Below are 16,028 nucleotides of genomic sequence, written 5' to 3'. Positions count from 1 at the left end.
GCGCGTGCGAGAGGCCTTCAGGCGGGGGGTGCGCCAGCGAGGAACTCCTCATACCGCGCCAGGGCCGACAGCATCCCGGGAAGCCGGTCCAGGTAACCCTGAGCGGCTGTCTCCGTTTCATCCATCCCCTCGACCCTCTGATGGTCCCGCGCCCGCCCGGCGACGGCGGAGGCCAGGTCCAGGATCGAACCGCTCACCGTCTCACCGGGGAGCTCCGGGGATTGAAATCCGGGCGGGAGTGCCTGCCTCATCTGCTCGCGGGTCTCCTCCAGCCAGTGGACTCGCTCCTCTGAAAGGGCTGGGAAACGCTCGGGGTCCTTCCGATGGGCGAGCAGGAGGCGCAGATCGGTTTGAAGGGTGAGGAGGATGGCCTGGACCCGAGCGCTATGGGCGCAGGCCCGGGCGAAGCCCAACCAGGCGTTCAGCTCAATCAGAGGATCCACGGAGGAGGTTGATCCGTCGGAAGGGGCTCCTATCGGGAGCTGGGAATTCAGATCCGAGGGGATTTCGTCCCACTGTTGCTCGGACATGATGAGGATGCTCCTTTCAGATAAGGGGGTCTCTTGTATCCTAACCCCAGGGATCATCTTGAACCATCAGGCTCTGGGAGTATATTAACACTCCTAACCCAAATGGACAAAAAGTGGGATGGAACGTTGATCCGCCCGTGGGAAGGATCGGGGAGAGCAGGAAGGGTTGCCCTTGAATGGAGGCGCAAGGAGGAGAAGCTTCCGCCCTGAACTTCCGTCTCCCCGATCCCGCAAGGTTGCGGCTGAAGCCGCCCCTACAGGAATGGATCTTTCGGCAGGAGGGGCTTCAGCCCCGAACGGGCGTCCCAGATGGCAACGGCAATCATCTCCGAAGGGGGATCTTTCGCCCGCGACCCCCGTCTTCTTCGATCCCGCAGGGTCGCGGCGGAAGCCGCTCCGACAAAGATGGGGTTTGGGGGGATTGAAATGGCTTCTCGGGATGGCGTCACGGCTCGGGCCGGAGGGCTGCCAGGTAAGCCTGCAGGGCGCTGAAGGCCGGGCGGGGGACCCCCCGGGTGTCCACGATGCTGTAGAGGACATTATCGTCCTTCTCCGGCCCGAACCCCTTGGGGGCGAAGTCCAGGTTCCACAGGATCGCCATCTCGATGAAGCCCCACTCCCGCATGCGCTCGTAAGCCTCCACGATCCAGCGGGCCTGCTCCTCCAGGGAATTGTCCAGGGCGAACTCGAAGCCCGGGGGGACAACTCCATATTCCTCCGCGGAGGCCCAGCCGAACTCCGTCACGCACAGCGGCTTTGCGCCGCCGATGATCTCCCGATACCCCCATAAAGTGGACTTGAAGCTCCAGCTGTGGTGGGGATTGTCGAAGGGCCCCCGGAAGCGGGCGGTGCGGGCCTCCGGCAGGGAAGGCGCTTCCTCCGCCCGGACGTCCGGCCCGATGTTGTAGCCGTTGTGATGAACTCCCACGCAGTCCGCGTAAGACAGGAAACCCGCGTCCACCATCCCCTTCAGGTAGCGGAAATCGTCGACCGCGTTGACCCCATCGTCGATCCCGGTGGGCGAGAGGGCCCCGCTGATCACCAGGATCCGGGGATCCTCCGCCTTGATCGCCGTGTAGGCGACCCGCAACAGCCGCACGTAGTCCTCCGGGCGCAGGCCCCGTGAGGTTTGCCACTCCCGACGCAGGTTCTGCTCGTTCCAGACCTCGATGGCGTGGATCCGACCTCGATGGCGCCGGATGAGCGTCTGAAGGAAACGGGCCAGGTCCTCCGGGCGGTCCGGCGGACCGTGGATGCCGCCCTCCTGTCGGCTCCACTCCGGAGCGGTCACCACGCTGAGGACCACCTTCAACCCGTCCCGCTCCGCCACGATGAGGAAGCCCTCCAGGATGCCCCAATCGTAACGCCCGGGCTCCGGCTCGTGCATCGACCAGAGGACCTGTTGCTTGACCCAGGGGAAACCCACCTGGCGGACCACACGCAGGGTGTCCCTTGGATCCCCTACGTAGCCGTGCACCTGCACGCCGATGCGGAGGGAGGAGCGCGCGGGCGGCGAAGGCGTGGCCGAACTCGGGCTTGTGGGAGAGGGGGAGGGAAACGAAAGAGAGGCCCTCTCTCCTCGAGGGGTGGAGGATTTCCAGAGGGCGAAGCCCAGGATGCTCATCTCCAGGGCCACCAGAAAGGCCGCCAGGCCGATGATCCTGCGACGGGTGGAAGCGCGCAAGGGTGTCTCGAACCTCCTCAGCCGGGATGGAATTCGTGAGCCCGGCCCAGGTCGAGCCGGGCTCACGCGATCCGAAGGATGCACATCCGCACCGGGGAGGCCTTCCCCATGAACAGCCCTACCGGCCCCCCATCACCTGATGGAGCGTCTCGCAGGCCGGGCAGGAGCCATCCGGCCGGATGATGGCGTAGCCGGCCATGGGATCCGCCCCGTAGTTCCTGAAGTCCACGTTCCAGATGATCATCAGGCGCACCTTGCCACTCTGGGCCGAGAGCTGCGCGGCGCGGGCCAGCCACTCCGCCTGCTGCTGAACCGTCACGTCCTTCGCCCAGGCGAAGGACGGGGCCACGGCCTCCAGCGGCGGATAGCCATCGTCGGAGAGGTAGCCCAGCTCGGTGAAGCACAGCTTGCGGGCGCCCCCGAAGGCGTTCCAGTAGGTGTTCACCATGCCCCAGAAGTAGCGGGTGTAGTAGTTGTCCCGCGGATCCCCGCTGGTCCAGTCCGGCGGGACGATCCCCTCGTTGTAGTGGATGCCGATGCAATCGGCGTAGCTCGCCGCGCCGGCCGCCGCCATCCCGGCCACGTAGCGATCGTCGTTCCAGACCCGATGGGAGCCGAAGGCTCCTTCCGCCCCGGTGGGAGCCGGCGCCCCGCTGATCACCAGGGTGCCAGGGTTGCGGCTCTTGATGGCGTTGTAAGCCCGCCGCAACATGTCCGTGTAGCTGACGGGATCGATGTGGCCGGTGGGCCACTCCCGATCGATGTTCTGCTCGTTCCACACCTCGATTCCGTCCGCCCCCAGGGCGGCAACTCCACCGAGGAACTGGGCGAAGGCGTCGAAGTAGCCGGGGTTGGGCGCGCCCATCTCCTGCGGATGGCCCACGATGCCCAGGAGGATCTTGAAGCCATAGGCATGGGCCTGCTGGATCAGCCCGGCGACGCTGGAGGGATCCTGGCCCGGGGACCAGCGGACCTGCCGCTTGACCCAGGTCATCCCGGCGTAGCGCATCAGATCCGGCCGGGCGAAGCTGTCCACGTGGCCGCCCAGCTCAAAGCCACCGCCGATGGGCCGCGGACGCGGGGTGGCCGTGGGGCGCGGTGTCGGGCTGGGACCCGGCGTCGGCGTCGGGCCGGGCGTCCGCGTGGGCCCGGGGATGCGCGTCGGCGTCGGGGAGGGCGTCGGGGTGGCGCGGGCAAGGACGCCCGTGGTCTCCCCCTGGGGTTGCTCCCCCATGTGGGTGCGCAGGAGCAGGGCGATGCGGAAAGGCCCCTCCGCCGACTCCGGCGCCGCCCACTGCGCCTGGCCATCGGCCAGGGGGCGCGGGATCTCCGTCACAATCCGACCATCCGGCCCGGTGATCCGCCACACCCACTCCAGGGTCGGCGGAGGCGGCACCTCCCCGCGCTGGCGGTAGGCCTGCATCGCCTCCACCGTCCCGGGCGCTGTCCCGCCCTCCAGCAGGCCCCGCAGCGTCAGCCCGCGCAGCCGATAAGTCCGGACCAGGGCCAGCTGGCGGTCCAGCAGGCCGATGGTGGGCATCCAGACGGTGTGCGGCTGGCCCTCCGGGTCCACATAGAGGTAGCGATAGACCCCGGCTTCGGCCAGGAACTCCAGATCCCGGGCGGTGGCCCCGGGCTCCAGGGTGAGGGTGATCCCCGGGGTGACGGTCAGCGGGCCGGTGTTCTCCAGATGGGCGAGATGGGCGAGGGCCTCCTCGAACGCCACGGATCGGGCCCCGGAAGGCCCCAGGTCGATCCCCCGGCTGGGCCCTACCAGCTGCAGCTGGTAGCGGTTCACCCGACCGATCAGCCAGCGCAGGCTCTGCTCCACCAGCCCGCCCGGAACGAACGCGTTGGGATCATCCGGGGCTTCCACGTAAAGGACGTCCGCCAGGCGGCCCAGCCGGTTCCAGTCGTAACCACCGGTGTGGAAGCGGCCGTTCTCCCCCGGCAGCGGGAGCGGAGCCATCACCGCGAGGATCTTCCCCTGTTCATGCAGGGCCCGTCGGAGATGGGCAAGGAAATCCAGGAACGCCGCTTGCTGGTCCGTGGTGAGCCCCCGGTAATCCACCAGGACGCCGTTGTAATTGCGGGACCGGACCACGCCGGCGATCTCTTGGGCATGGGCTTGATAGACCGCGGGGCTGGCGAGCAGGGCGGAGAGGGCCGCGGCGTTCGGCGCGCCGCCGGGAAGGTAGTTCCGGACCAGCAGCCAGGTGACGAAGCGCCCCTGGGGGTCCGGCGGTGGGAGGGCCTGGACATCTCCCATCAGCCGGCCGCCCAGCCCCAGGGTCATCCCCGCCACGCTCACCTCGCTCACCACCTCCAGCGCCCGGGGATCCGGGGAGACCCCGGGTTCCTGAACAGCGCCGAAGGCCGGCACCGGGACCTGAGCGGCGGTGACGATCACGTAGCGCGGCGGGCGGGGAGCCTCCCCGGTCAGAAGGCCGTGGGCCTCCTCCAGCTCGCCCCCGATCCAGAGCCACTCCTCTCCGGTCCAGCCCCATACGTCGGCCGTCGTCCAGGGCTCCACTCCCTCCGGGATGTAAACGGTCACCCGAAGGGGAAGCGGAGGCTCGCCGCAGAAACGCACCGCGTAATAGGGGCCTGTGGGTTTCAGCGTCGGAGGCAGACGGGTCAGGGCCTCCCGGAGCGCGCGATCCGGCTCCGCGAAAGGCTGGACGGCGGCCCGGAGGGTTTGCGAGGGATCGGCCGGGGCCATCCGGAAGGTTGGCAGCTGGAGGGGCTGAGCGGCGGTGGCTGTTTGGCAAGCCGCGCCGGCGGAGCGGGCCGCCAGGCCGACGCCGGCCAGGGCCAGCAGGGCCAGGCCGACCAGCCCGACGATCCATCCCCACAGGGGGACGCGCGTTCTGGGACGTGCGATCGCCATCGGAACGGACCTCCCTGAGATCGCCGGGACTCCCCGGCTTAAGATACTCCCATTATACCCGGGGCATGGGGCCCCTGCCGGGCCCCGGGCGGGGTGGATGGAGGGCTTCGCCTGGGCCTCGGCGGGACGCTGCTTCGGAAAGGGATTTCTCCCAATTATAATGGGAGGCGGCGAAACATCCGGACCGAAGGAGGCGGAGATGTCGGAGGCTCCAGTGCGTGAAGACGCGGGCCCGGTGGATCTGGTCATCATCGGCGCGGGGCCGACCGGTCTGTTCGGGGCTTTCTACGCCGGGCTTCGCGGCCTCAGCGTCAAGGTCATCGACGCCCTGCCCCAGCCCGGGGGCCAGCTGGCTGTGCTGTATCCCGAAAAATTCATCTATGATGTGCCGGGCCATCCCAAGATCCTGGCCAAGGATCTGGTGCGCTTGCTGGTGGAACAGGCTTCCATGTTCAACCCCATCTTCTGCCTGGGGGAGCGCGCCGTAGGGTTGCGGCGGGAGGACGCGCTCTGGGCTGTGGAGACCGATCGGGGGATCCATCGGGCCCGGACGGTGCTGATCGCCGCGGGCATCGGGGCCTTTCAGCCCAACCGGATCGGCAAGCCCGAGATCGACCAGTATGAGGGGCGGGGGCTGTATTACGTGGTGACCGAGCGCCGGCCCTTCCGCAACAAGCGGCTGCTGATCGTGGGAGGTGGCGACACGGCGGTGGACTGGGCCCTCAACCTCAAGGACTTCGCCGCCCACATCACCCTGATCCATCGCCGCGATCAGTTCCGTGCCCACCCGGGCAGCGTGGCCGAGCTCATGCGCTCCGGCGTGGAGGTCCGGCTCTTCCATGAGTTGAAAGCCCTCCATCCCGGGCCGGACGGCTGGATCCGGGAGGCGGTGATCTTCGATAACCGCACCGGGGAGGAGACGGTGATCCCGGTGGACGCGGTGATCATGAGCCTGGGGTTCAAGGCGGACCTGGGGCCGATCAAGAGCTGGGGGCTGGAGACGGTGGGGAACCGCTACATCAAGGTGAACGCCCGCATGGAGACCAACCTGCCCGGCGTCTACGCCGCGGGGGACATCACGGCGCCGGAGGGGGTGGAGCCGCTGAACCTCATCGTGATCGGCTTCGCCCAGGCGGCCACGGCGGTGAACTATGCGGCCACCTACATCAACCCGCAGGCCAAGGTGTTCCCCGGCCACTCCAGCGAGATGCGGCTCCGGTGAAGGATCTCCTCCGAAGGATGGGCGCGGGATGGTGAACTGGGGCGAGTGGGTGGAGCAGAAGATCCTGGAAGCCATGCGCCGGGGGGAGTTCGATCACCTCCCGGGCAAGGGGCGGCCGCTGCAGCTGGAGGAGAACCCCTACCTCGAACCGGGGCTCGCCATCGCCTATCATCTTCTCCGGCAGAACGATGCCCGGCCGGAGTGGATCGAGGCCGACCTGGCCATCCGGCGGGGGATCGAACAGGCCCGGCAGGATCTGCGGCGGACCCTCCAGTGGCGTCAGGAGGCCCTGCAGGCCCTGGCGGGGAAATCCGACCCGCGGAGCCGACGGGAGCGGGAGTGGATCGAGGCGGAGTGGGAACGGGCCCTGCGGGCCTTCGCCCGACGCATCGCCGAGCTCAACGAGCAAATCTTTCTTTACAACCTGAAGGTCCCTATCTACTGGCTCCAGCGGTTCAAGTTCGACCTGCAGGAGGAGCTGCGCGCCCTGGGCATCCCGGAGGAGGAGATCCAAGCCCTGGAGGGGCCATCCTCCTCGACGGAGCCCCCCGCCCGGTGATCCCTATGATAACCATTTCTTCCAGCGATTTTATGAGTTTTCTCAAACTTTTATGCCTCGAAAAGACACTTGGAGGTTCCACTTTGCGGATGGGATGGGAGAACGAGGGGATCCGGGGTGACCTTGACAGATCGCCCGGGGGCTTCTAAAATTGCAAACAAGCCGTCCTTTGCGGAAAGGAGGTGCCAGCGGCGGCGCGAGACCGCGAGGGATCCTCCTTATTTCCGGTCGGGCGGAGCCCGGTCGTTCCGGGTGTTTTCTGCCTGTAAAGTTTTCCCTTCTGCGAATCCTGCTAAAAGGAGGAGGCCATGAAGTTTTCCAGGATCCTGATGGCGCTGACGGTGTTCAGCCTGCTGCTCGCCGCCTGCGCTCCGGCGGCGACGCCCACCCCAACCCAGGCCCCTGCTGCTCCGGCGGCGAGCCCGACGCCCGCTGCTCCGGCGGCGACGTCGACGCCGGCGGTGAAGGGCACCATCAAGATCGCCACCCAGAGCCCGCTCTCGGGCGGCCAGGCGGCCCTGGGCGAGGGGATCAAGAACGGGGCCCAGCTGGCCATCGAGCAGCTCAAAGGCCCCATTGAGGCCCTGGGCTTCAAGGTGGAGCTGGTCCCCTTCGATGACCAGGCCAAGCCGGATGTGGGCGTGGCCAACGCCAAGCAGCTGGTCAACGATCCCGACATCCTGGCGGTGATCGGGCACCTCAACTCCGGCGTGGCCATCCCCTCCTCGGAGACCTACAAGGATTACGACCTGGTCATGGTCTCCCCAGCCAACACCAACCCCTGCATCACTGACCGCGGGTATCTGGTGGTGAACCGGGTCTGCGGCCGCGACGATGTGCAGGGGGCGGTGGGCGCGGAGTTCGCCTTCAACGAGCTCAAGGTCAAGACCGCCTTCGTGATCCACGACAAGACGACCTACGGCCAGGGCGTGGCCGAGTTCTTCAAGAAGCGCTTCGAGGAGCTCGGCGGCAAGGTCCTGGGCTTTGAGGGGACCGAGGAGAAGGCGAACTTCGATCCCCTGATCACCGCGATCCAGGCGGCCAACCCCGAGCTGATCTACTTCGGCGGCATCTACGATCAGGCGGGGGTCTTCTTCAAGCAGGCCCGGGAGAAGGGCGTGAAGGCGATCTTCCTGGGGCCGGACGGGATGGACTCCTCGGAGCTGGCCAAGATCGCCGGCGATGCGGTGGTGGGGATGTATTACACGAGCGTGGCCGCGCCGCCGACGGTCTACGAGGGGGCCAAGAAGTTCATCGAGGACTACAAGGCGAAGTTCGGCAAGGATCCCGAGCCCTTCTCGGCCCAGGCCTACGACGCCACGGCGATCGTGCTGAAGGCCATCGAGGCGGCCATCAAGGAAGCGGGCGGCCAGAAGCCGAGCCGCAAGGCAGTGGCGGAGAAGGTGCGGGCAACCAAGGACTTCCAGGGGATCACCGGCGTGATCACCTTCGATGAGCGGGGCGACCCGGTCAAGGCGAAATACTTCGTGATCAAGGTGGTCTCCGGCAAGCCGGAGGACTGGGGCAAGAACGAGCTGGTGAAGACCCTGGAGCTGGCGCCGCCGCCCTTCACGCCGGAGCTGAAGGCGAAGTGCGGGGTGAAGTAAAGTAAATAAAGCATGGCGCGGGTGGGGAGGCGAGAAGCCTCCCCACCCGGCCAGGGGGTTATGCGCGGCAAATCCTATGGTGGATTCGTGACGAATGCGCGGGAAGCTCTCGGAGTCCCTTCTGTATCAGGCCCTGGTAGTCCCGCTGATCCAGCTTTTCGTCTTTGTGGCGATCAGCCTTCTGGTGATCGGCTCGATCATCCTCCTCCTCGCCGTCCTCTTCAACCGCCCGGTGGCCGGGGGGATGACGCTTCTCCAGTTTGTCGTCCGCACGTTGCCCCAGGTGGCCATCGACGGCCTGGTCATCGGCTTCCTTTACGCGATGATCGCCCTGGGCTACACGATGGTCTACGGGGTGCTGCAGTTCATCAACTTCGCTCACAGCGAGATCTTCATGGTCGGGGCGTTCATCGGCGTGGAGCTCATGCTCGCCCTGGCCATCCCCTCCACGGCCCCCCTGATGCTGATCATGGCCGGGATCCTGCTGGCGGTGGCCGCCGGGATGGTCGGCAGCGGGCTGCTGGCGGTGGCCATCGAGCGGATCGCCTACCGGCCGTTGCGGGGGGCGCCCCGCCTGGTGCCCCTGATCTCCGCCATCGGGGTCTCGTTCTTCCTCCAGGACGCCGTCCGGGCCCTGGAGGGTCTCTTGAACAACGCTTTCTATCGAAATTATCCATCCTTCCCCGTCCTGAATCAGCAGATCCCCATCGCCGCCTTCACGGTGGCCGGCCAGCCGGTCCAGATGCAGATCCAGGCGAAGGTGGTCTTTATCATCATCGCTTCTTTATTGATGCTCACCGGTTTGAACTTCGTGGTGAACGCGACCCGGCTGGGCCGGGCGATCCGGGCGGTGGCCCAGGATCGGCCCACGGCGGCGCTGATGGGGGTGGACGTCGATCGGATCATCATGCTGACCTTCCTGATCGGTGGCGCCCTGGGCGGGGCCACCGGCGTGCTGTATGGGATCCGGGTGGGTCGCATCGATCCCTACGTGGGCTTCATCCCCGGGATCAAGGCTTTCACCGCGGCGGTCCTGGGCGGCATCGGCAACATCACCGGGGCCATGCTCGGCGGGATCGTCCTGGGGGTCCTGGAGGGCTTCGCAGGGGCCTATCTCTCTCAGTTTACCGGCGGGGCCTTCGGGGCGGAATATAAGGACATCTTCGCCTTCCTGATCCTGATCCTGATCCTGATGTTCCGCCCGACGGGCCTGCTCGGCGAGCAGGTGGGTCAGAAGGCGTAGTGAAGCATTCCTGAGGCGAAGAGGTGCGGGATGATCCGTGCCAAAGCCGTGGAGTGGATCGCCCAGATCCGAAACGGGCGTTCGATCTATCTCGTCGGAGTCCTGGGTTACATTGTCGCCGCCCTCCTGCTGATGAACTGGTTGAGCCAGCCGGGGCTGCGGGATGCGGTCTGGTTTCCTCTGGTCTCCGCCCTGGCCTTCGCCGCCTTCCTGGGCTCCTTGCTGGTGATTTATTACGCCCCGCTGTCCGGAGCGCTGAAGGCCCTCCTGGGTCTGGCCATCCTGCTGGTCCTCCTCCCCATCCTGGGGGTCCGGAACACGTTCCTGCTGGAGGTCGCCACCCAGGTGGGGATCTTCGCGGCGATGGCCCTGGGGCTGAACATCGTGGTGGGCTTCGCCGGGCTGCTGGACCTGGGGTATGTGGCCTTTTACGCCGTCGGCGCGTATCTGTGGGCCATCTTCGGCTCCCCGCAGGCCAACATCGCCTTCGGGACGAACCGCTTCCCCCTGGAGCCGGAATGGTTCTTCCCCTTCCTCTTCCTGGCGGTGGGGGTGGCGGCCCTTACCGGGATCCTCCTGGGGCTGCCGGTGCTGCGGCTGCGAGGGGACTACCTCGCCATCGTCACGCTCGCCTTCGGCGAGGTGATCCGCGTGATCGTGAACAACCTGGACAAGCCGATCAACCTGACCAACGGCCCGCAGGGGATCCGCCCCGTGCAGCGGCCGCCCCTGTTCTTCAAGCCGTGGTTGCACGCCCTGGGGATCCGCCTGGATGACCCCACCCTTTATGCGCTTTATTTCTACTTCCTGGTCCTGCTGGTGATCGGGTTTGCGATCTGGATGGCCCGGCGTCTGGAGAACTCCTGGGTGGGGCGGGCGTGGACGGCGATCCGGGAGGATGAGCTGGCCGCCCAGGCCATGGGGATCCCTCTCGTGCGGATGAAGCTGGCCGCCTTCGCCACGGGGGCTTCTTTCGCCGGCGCCATGGGGATGATCTTCGCCGCCAAGCAGTATTTCATCAACCCCGAGAGCTTCACGTTCATGGAATCCATCGGGGTGCTGGTGATGGTGATCGTGGGCGGCATGGGGAGCATCCCCGGCGCCATTGTGGGGGCCACGGTGGTGACCATCCTCAACCTCCAGATCCTGAAGGGCCTCTCGTTGATGCTGAACAAGCTGCGCCAGGCCGGGGTGGTGATCCCGCTGATCAACTTCCCCCTCAGCCAGTGGCCGACCCAGCTGGAGCCGGCCAAGTATGAGCGCCTGGTCTTCGGGATCCTGCTCATCCTGATGATGATCCTGCGCCCCCAGGGCTTGATCCCCGAACGGCGCCATCGACTGGAGCTGGCCGAAGCCATGGGGCGGGAGGAGGAGCTGGAGCGCCTGCCTGTGGAGGAGGAGCTCCCGCCGGTGGTGCCCGCGCCGGAGGTCAAGCCCGCACGGGATTGACCTCCGGCTCAACAGGGCCGGGAAGGGCGGTGTCGGAACGACTCACGGTGATGGAACGCGAGTTCCGGGAGGCATCCGGATGGCCTACCTGCTGGAATTGAAGAAAGTCACCAAGCGCTTCGGGGGACTGGTGGCCGTGAACCGGGTGGATTTCACTCTGGAGCCCGGCCGCATCGTCAGCATCATCGGGCCCAACGGGGCCGGGAAGACAACCCTCTTCAACCTCATCACCGGGATCTACAAGCCGGATGAAGGGGAGATCCTCTTCGAAGGCCGCTCCCTGGTGGGGCTCCGGCCGGACCAGATCACCGCAAGGGGCATCGCCCGGACCTTCCAGAACATCCGTCTCTTCGGCAACATGACGGTGATGGAGAACATCCTGGTCGGGATGCACACGCGTTTCCGGGCGAACCCTGTGGATATCCTCTTTCAGACGCCTCGCTTTCGGGAGGAAGAGCGGCAGTTGCGGGAGGAGGCGTTGCGGTTGATCCGGTTCGTCGGGCTTCGGGCCTCCCCGGATGAGCTGGCCAAGAACCTGCCGTATGGGGAGCAGCGCAAAGTGGAGCTGGCCCGAGCCCTGGCCGCCCGTCCCAAGCTGATCCTCCTGGATGAGCCGACGGCCGGGATGAACCCCCAGGAGACGGCGGAGACCACACGCCTGATCCGGCGCCTCCGGGATGAGCTGGGCATCACGGTCATCCTGATCGAGCACCAGATGCGGGTGGTGATGGGGATCTCCGAACGGGTGACCGTCCTGGACTACGGGGAGAAGATCGCCGAGGGAGCCCCGGAGGAGGTCCGCCGGAACCCGCGGGTGATCGAGGCCTACCTGGGGCGGGGTGTGGCGATGGGAGCGGTCGCCGGATGAAAGGGGAGGGCCTTCGGAGGAAAAACTCGGGGGGTTCGGGAGCGGAGCGATGGCCGTTCTGGAGCTGAGGGATGTCCATACCTATTATGGACACATCCATGCCCTCAAGGGCATTTCGTTTAAGGTGGAGCCGGGGGAGATCGTCACCCTGATCGGAGCCAACGGCGCCGGAAAAAGCACCACGCTGCGCACCATCTCCGGCCTGGTCCGGGCGCGTCACGGCCAGGTGTTCCTCAACGGGGAGGACATCACCCATCTACCTCCCCACGAGATCGTGGCCCGGGGCGTCGGCCACGTCCCCGAGGGGCGACGGATCTTCCCCCAGCTCACGGTGTGGGAGAACCTGGAGATGGGCGCCTACACCGTGAAGGACCGCCAGGAGATCGCCCGGCGGATGGAGTTCGTGTTCAGCATCTTCCCCCGTTTGAAGGAGCGGCTTTATCAAAAGGGGGGGACCCTCTCCGGGGGCGAGCAGCAGATGCTGGCCATCGCCCGGGCGCTGATGATGAGCCCACGCATCCTGCTCCTGGATGAGCCCTCTATGGGCCTGGCGCCGGTGCTGGTGGAGAGCATCTTCGAGGTCATCCGGCAGCTGAACCAGCAAGGCACGACGATCCTCCTGGTGGAGCAGAACGCCCACATGGCCCTGCAGGTGGCCCACCGCGGCTATGTGCTGGAGACCGGACGGATCGTCCTGGAGGGGACGGCCCGGGAGCTGGCGGAGAACCCGCAGGTCCAGGCCGCTTACCTGGGGATGCACTGAGGTCGGATCCTCGCCTCGGCTTCCGCGGCGGCCGCCCGGAAAGCCCAAATCTTAAGGAGGAGACCATGAGGCGCCTGCTGTGGGGAATCCTGATCGCTGCGTTGCTGGCGGTTGCGTGTCAGCCGGCCGCCACGCCGACCCCGGCCCCTGGGGCCGGAGCGCAATTGCCCAACCTGGGGGGGCGGGAGCTGAAGATCGCCAGCGACACCACCTACCCGCCTTTTGAGTTCGTCGACCCCAAGACCAACGAGGTCGTGGGCTTCGACGTCGATCTGGTCAACGAGATCTGCAAGCTGCTCAACTGCAAGCCGAAGATCATCTCCACCGCCTGGGAGGGGATCTTCGCCGGCCTGGAGCAGAAGCAGTTCGACCTGGCCGCCTCCGGCATCACCATCACCGAGGAGCGCAAGCAGAAGTTCGACTTCTCCGATTCCTACCTCCGTTACGGCCAGGTGGTGCTGGTCCGGGCCGATGAGGAGCGGATCAAGAGCAAGGACGACCTCAAGGACAAGATCGTGGGGGTCCAGATCGGGACCACCAACGAGGAGACGGCCAAGACGCTGGTGGCCGACGAGGCCAAGCAGCTCAAGCGCTACGACACCTTCGACCTGGCGGTGCGGGCGCTCCTGGCCAAGGATGTGGACGCGGTGGTGATCGACAGCCCGGCGGCCGATGGCTTCATGGCCCAGAACCCGGGCAAGCTGAAGATCGCCGGGGAGCCCTTCACCAGCGAGGACCTCGGGCTCTGCTTCCCCAAGGGCAGCGATCTGGTCGCTCCCTTCAACGCCGCCCTGAAGGTCCTGAAGGAGAACGGCACGCTGGACCGGCTGTATCAAAAGTGGTTCAAGGAATACAAGCCGGGCCAGTAGGATGATCCTCCAAGAAGATGGAAGCTTTCGTTCGGATGGGTCGCGGGAACTTCTCGCGGCCCATCCTTTTTCAGAGATCCGCAGTGCCCATCGAAGGCTCTCCATCGGTATCGCGCGGAATCGTTGCGAGATGGGTGGGGATGAACTCCGGCATCCCGGATGGTGGAAGGAGTGACGGCGATGGCGGTTTCCATCGAACGACAGGCTCCGCTTCCCTCCCCGCGGCCGCCGCGGCGATCCGGCCTGGACTGGCGGACGTGGCCCTGGTGGGCGGTGATGCTGGGGGCGTTCGGATTGTGGACCGGGGTGGCGATCCTGAACTCCCCGGATTATCAGGCGACGGTCCGCTTCCTGGTCCGGGGCATCCCGGTCACCCTTCAGCTGACGGTGATCGCCTATGCCATCGCCCTGATCCTCGGGCTGATCGCCGGCCTGGGCCGGGTCTCCCGGAACGTGGTGTTCTATAACCTGTCCACGCTCTACGTGGAGTTCATCCGCGGGGTTCCGCTCCTGGTGGTGCTGTTTTATGTGGCCTTCGTGGCCGCCCCGCCGATGGGAGACGCCCTGATCCAGGCCGGCCAGGCGTGGGGGCTGCCCCCGCTGGCCGAGCTCGGCCGCCTGATCCGCAGCGAGATGGGCCGGGCGGTGACCGGCCTGGCCATCGGCTACGGGGCCTACCTGGCGGAGGTGTATCGGGCGGGCATCGAGTCCATCCCCCGGGGCCAGATGGAGGCGGCCCGCAGCCTGGGGATGACCTACTGGCAGGCCATGCGCCTGGTCATCCTCCCCCAGGCGATCCGGAACGTGCTGCCTCCCCTGGGCAACGACTTCATCGCCATGCTGAAAGACACGGCCCTGGCCTCGGTGATCGCCGTGCCGGAGCTGATGTATGTGGGGCGCCAGCGGGCGGCGGGGACCTTCCGGTATTTCGAGGTATACAACACGGTGGCCCTGCTTTACCTGGCGATGACCCTGTTGCTCTCCCTGCTCGTTCGCCTCCTGGAGCGACGGACCGCGGTCCCTCGTTGATCCGGGAGCTCCTCGCCGTCTGATAGATGGAGGTTGTTTGTGAGCTTGTTTGGGAAAAACACGGCTTGTTACAATAACAGGGGTTGTCCGATTCGGCCTTGCGGTAAGGGTGATCCGGCCCCAGGCGCCGCCCCTGGGGTCGGTGGGTGTTGTGTGGTTTTCACTAAGTTGAGCGAGGGGAGATGGCGATGGTCAACTATTTGATCCGTCGTCTGTTCCAGATGGTGATCGTCATTCTCCTTTCATCGATGGCGATCTACGCGATCATGAACCTGGCCCCTGGAGGGCCGTTGAGCGGGATCAATCTGGGAGCGGATCGGAAAAGCCGTCTGAGCCCGGAGGAGATCCGAAGGATCGAGGAGTTCCTGGGATTACACCGACCGTTGCACTGGCGATATATCGTCTGGCTTCTGGGGGAGGACTGGCTGGATGACGTAGGGCTTTCTCATCTTCAGCGAACCAGCTGCCGGCAGATCCCGACGGAGTGCACCCGGGGGGTGATCCGCTTCGACTTTGGCGACTCCTGGCGGCTGGCCGCAGGGCAGAGGGTGATCGATCTGATCTGGTTCCGTCTCCCCAACACGCTCCTCCTGATGACCTCCGCGACGCTGCTCTCCCTTCTGGTGGCCATTCCCATCGGCATTTACTCAGCGGTGCGGCAATACTCCCTCCTGGATTATGTGGCGACGACCTTTGCCTTCTTCGGGACCGCGATGCCGGTGTTCTGGTTCGGGCTGATGATGATCTTCCTCTTCAGCGGCCCGCGCTCCCCCTGGTATCAGGTCCTGGGCCTGCCGTATCTCCCCACCGGGAACACCTTCAGCCTGCGTCCGCCTCCGCCGGGGAGTCTTCTCCACGTGCTGGGCGCGACCCCCGGTTCCCCCCTGGATCGGGCCGTGCACCTGATCCTGCCCACCCTGGTCCTGAGCCTCCTTTACATGGCCGGCTGGAGCCGCTACACCCGCTCCTCCATGCTGGAAGTGCTCCGTCAGGATTATGTGCGCACGGCTCGGGCGAAGGGGTTGATCGAGCGGGTGGTGATCATGAAGCACGCGTTGCGCAACGCCCTCATCCCCATTGTGACCATCCTGACTTTGGAGATCCCGGGCATTTTCAGCGGGGCGGTGATCACGGAGACGATATTCAACTATAAGGGCATGGGGCGGCTCTATTACGACGCCCTTCAGGCGGACGACTGGCCGGTGGTGATGGCGTTGCTCTTCATCACCTCGCTGCTGGTGGTGTTCGCCAACCTGTTGGCGGACATCCTGTATACGATCGTTGATCCGCGGATCCGGCTGGAGTGAGGGGGGAC

At 66.0% G+C, this 16,028-nt stretch carries 13 protein-coding genes; 10 read left to right on the top strand and 3 right to left on the bottom strand.

Features of this window, described 5'->3' with window-relative positions:
- Window positions 1–17: 17 nt before the first annotated feature.
- The 3 genes from KNN16_RS08790 to KNN16_RS08780 form a co-directional block, all read right to left on the bottom strand.
- On the bottom strand, window positions 18–443 hold the full coding sequence (locus tag KNN16_RS08790; RefSeq protein ID WP_303896435.1) for a hypothetical protein: 426 nt from the start codon (window positions 441–443) through the stop codon (window positions 18–20).
- A 532-nt stretch (window positions 444–975) separates the two neighbouring features.
- Window positions 976–2,214, bottom strand: a complete 1,239-nt coding sequence (locus KNN16_RS08785) for a beta-galactosidase (protein WP_303896434.1) — start codon at window positions 2,212–2,214, stop codon at window positions 976–978.
- A 118-nt stretch (window positions 2,215–2,332) separates the two neighbouring features.
- Window positions 2,333–5,104, bottom strand: a complete 2,772-nt coding sequence (locus KNN16_RS08780; protein WP_303896433.1) for a hypothetical protein — start codon at window positions 5,102–5,104, stop codon at window positions 2,333–2,335.
- A gap of 199 nt (window positions 5,105–5,303) precedes the next feature.
- On the opposite strand from KNN16_RS08780, the gene KNN16_RS08775 reads away from it, so the two are divergent.
- The 10 genes from KNN16_RS08775 to KNN16_RS08730 all read left to right on the top strand — a co-directional run bounded on the left by KNN16_RS08775 (window position 5,304) and on the right by KNN16_RS08730 (window position 16,020).
- Entirely contained in the window at window positions 5,304–6,326 is a 1,023-nt protein-coding gene (locus KNN16_RS08775; RefSeq protein WP_303896432.1) for an NAD(P)/FAD-dependent oxidoreductase, read from the top strand.
- A gap of 28 nt (window positions 6,327–6,354) precedes the next feature.
- Window positions 6,355–6,885 carry a DnaJ family domain-containing protein gene (locus KNN16_RS08770; RefSeq protein ID WP_303896431.1) on the top strand — a complete coding sequence of 177 codons (531 nt, stop codon included), beginning with the start codon at window positions 6,355–6,357 and terminating at the stop codon, window positions 6,883–6,885.
- Between the two features lie 308 nt (window positions 6,886–7,193).
- On the top strand, window positions 7,194–8,492 hold the full coding sequence (locus KNN16_RS08765; protein WP_303896430.1) for a branched-chain amino acid ABC transporter substrate-binding protein: 1,299 nt from the start codon (window positions 7,194–7,196) through the stop codon (window positions 8,490–8,492).
- 94 nt (window positions 8,493–8,586) lie between these two features.
- The gene (locus tag KNN16_RS08760) at window positions 8,587–9,735 is read left to right on the top strand and encodes a branched-chain amino acid ABC transporter permease (RefSeq protein WP_303896429.1); all 1,149 of its coding nucleotides are present in this window, start codon (window positions 8,587–8,589) and stop codon (window positions 9,733–9,735) included.
- Window positions 9,736–9,765: 30 nt separating this feature from the next.
- Window positions 9,766–11,184 (top strand): branched-chain amino acid ABC transporter permease, encoded by a 1,419-nt coding sequence (locus KNN16_RS08755; protein ID WP_303896428.1) that lies wholly within the window; start codon window positions 9,766–9,768, stop codon window positions 11,182–11,184.
- A gap of 79 nt (window positions 11,185–11,263) precedes the next feature.
- Entirely contained in the window at window positions 11,264–12,052 is a 789-nt protein-coding gene (locus KNN16_RS08750) for an ABC transporter ATP-binding protein (protein ID WP_088572276.1), read from the top strand.
- Window positions 12,053–12,101: 49 nt separating this feature from the next.
- Window positions 12,102–12,815: an ABC transporter ATP-binding protein gene (locus KNN16_RS08745; RefSeq protein ID WP_303896427.1), complete on the top strand. Its 714-nt coding sequence runs from the start codon at window positions 12,102–12,104 to the stop codon at window positions 12,813–12,815.
- Between the two features lie 65 nt (window positions 12,816–12,880).
- Window positions 12,881–13,684: a basic amino acid ABC transporter substrate-binding protein gene (locus KNN16_RS08740; RefSeq protein ID WP_299285491.1), complete on the top strand. Its 804-nt coding sequence runs from the start codon at window positions 12,881–12,883 to the stop codon at window positions 13,682–13,684.
- A gap of 180 nt (window positions 13,685–13,864) precedes the next feature.
- Entirely contained in the window at window positions 13,865–14,713 is an 849-nt protein-coding gene (locus KNN16_RS08735) for an amino acid ABC transporter permease (RefSeq protein WP_303896425.1), read from the top strand.
- A gap of 188 nt (window positions 14,714–14,901) precedes the next feature.
- Entirely contained in the window at window positions 14,902–16,020 is a 1,119-nt protein-coding gene (locus KNN16_RS08730; protein ID WP_303896423.1) for an ABC transporter permease, read from the top strand.
- Window positions 16,021–16,028 lie beyond the last annotated feature (8 nt).

Origin of the sequence: Thermoflexus hugenholtzii (genome assembly GCF_018771565.1) — a bacterium.
GTDB lineage: Bacteria > Chloroflexota > Anaerolineae > Thermoflexales > Thermoflexaceae > Thermoflexus > Thermoflexus hugenholtzii_A.
The sequence above is the reverse complement of the archived record's forward strand: the minus strand, read 5'-3'. Positions and strand labels throughout refer to the sequence as shown.

Excerpts from the sequence above, each read along its gene's own strand:
- KNN16_RS08780 (WP_303896433.1), bottom strand. The coding sequence starts at position 5,104 with ATGGCGATCGCACGTCCCAGAACGCGCGTCCCCCTGTGGGGATGGATC.
- KNN16_RS08775 (WP_303896432.1), top strand. The coding sequence starts at position 5,304 with ATGTCGGAGGCTCCAGTGCGTGAAGACGCGGGCCCGGTGGATCTGGTC.
- KNN16_RS08760 (WP_303896429.1), top strand. The coding sequence starts at position 8,587 with ATGCGCGGGAAGCTCTCGGAGTCCCTTCTGTATCAGGCCCTGGTAGTC.
- KNN16_RS08750 (WP_088572276.1), top strand. The coding sequence starts at position 11,264 with ATGGCCTACCTGCTGGAATTGAAGAAAGTCACCAAGCGCTTCGGGGGA.
- KNN16_RS08740 (WP_299285491.1), top strand. The coding sequence starts at position 12,881 with ATGAGGCGCCTGCTGTGGGGAATCCTGATCGCTGCGTTGCTGGCGGTT.
- KNN16_RS08770 (WP_303896431.1), top strand. The coding sequence starts at position 6,355 with ATGGTGAACTGGGGCGAGTGGGTGGAGCAGAAGATCCTGGAAGCCATG.
- KNN16_RS08765 (WP_303896430.1), top strand. The coding sequence starts at position 7,194 with ATGAAGTTTTCCAGGATCCTGATGGCGCTGACGGTGTTCAGCCTGCTG.
- KNN16_RS08755 (WP_303896428.1), top strand. The coding sequence starts at position 9,766 with ATGATCCGTGCCAAAGCCGTGGAGTGGATCGCCCAGATCCGAAACGGG.
- KNN16_RS08730 (WP_303896423.1), top strand. The coding sequence starts at position 14,902 with ATGGTCAACTATTTGATCCGTCGTCTGTTCCAGATGGTGATCGTCATT.
- KNN16_RS08735 (WP_303896425.1), top strand. The coding sequence starts at position 13,865 with ATGGCGGTTTCCATCGAACGACAGGCTCCGCTTCCCTCCCCGCGGCCG.
- KNN16_RS08745 (WP_303896427.1), top strand. The coding sequence starts at position 12,102 with ATGGCCGTTCTGGAGCTGAGGGATGTCCATACCTATTATGGACACATC.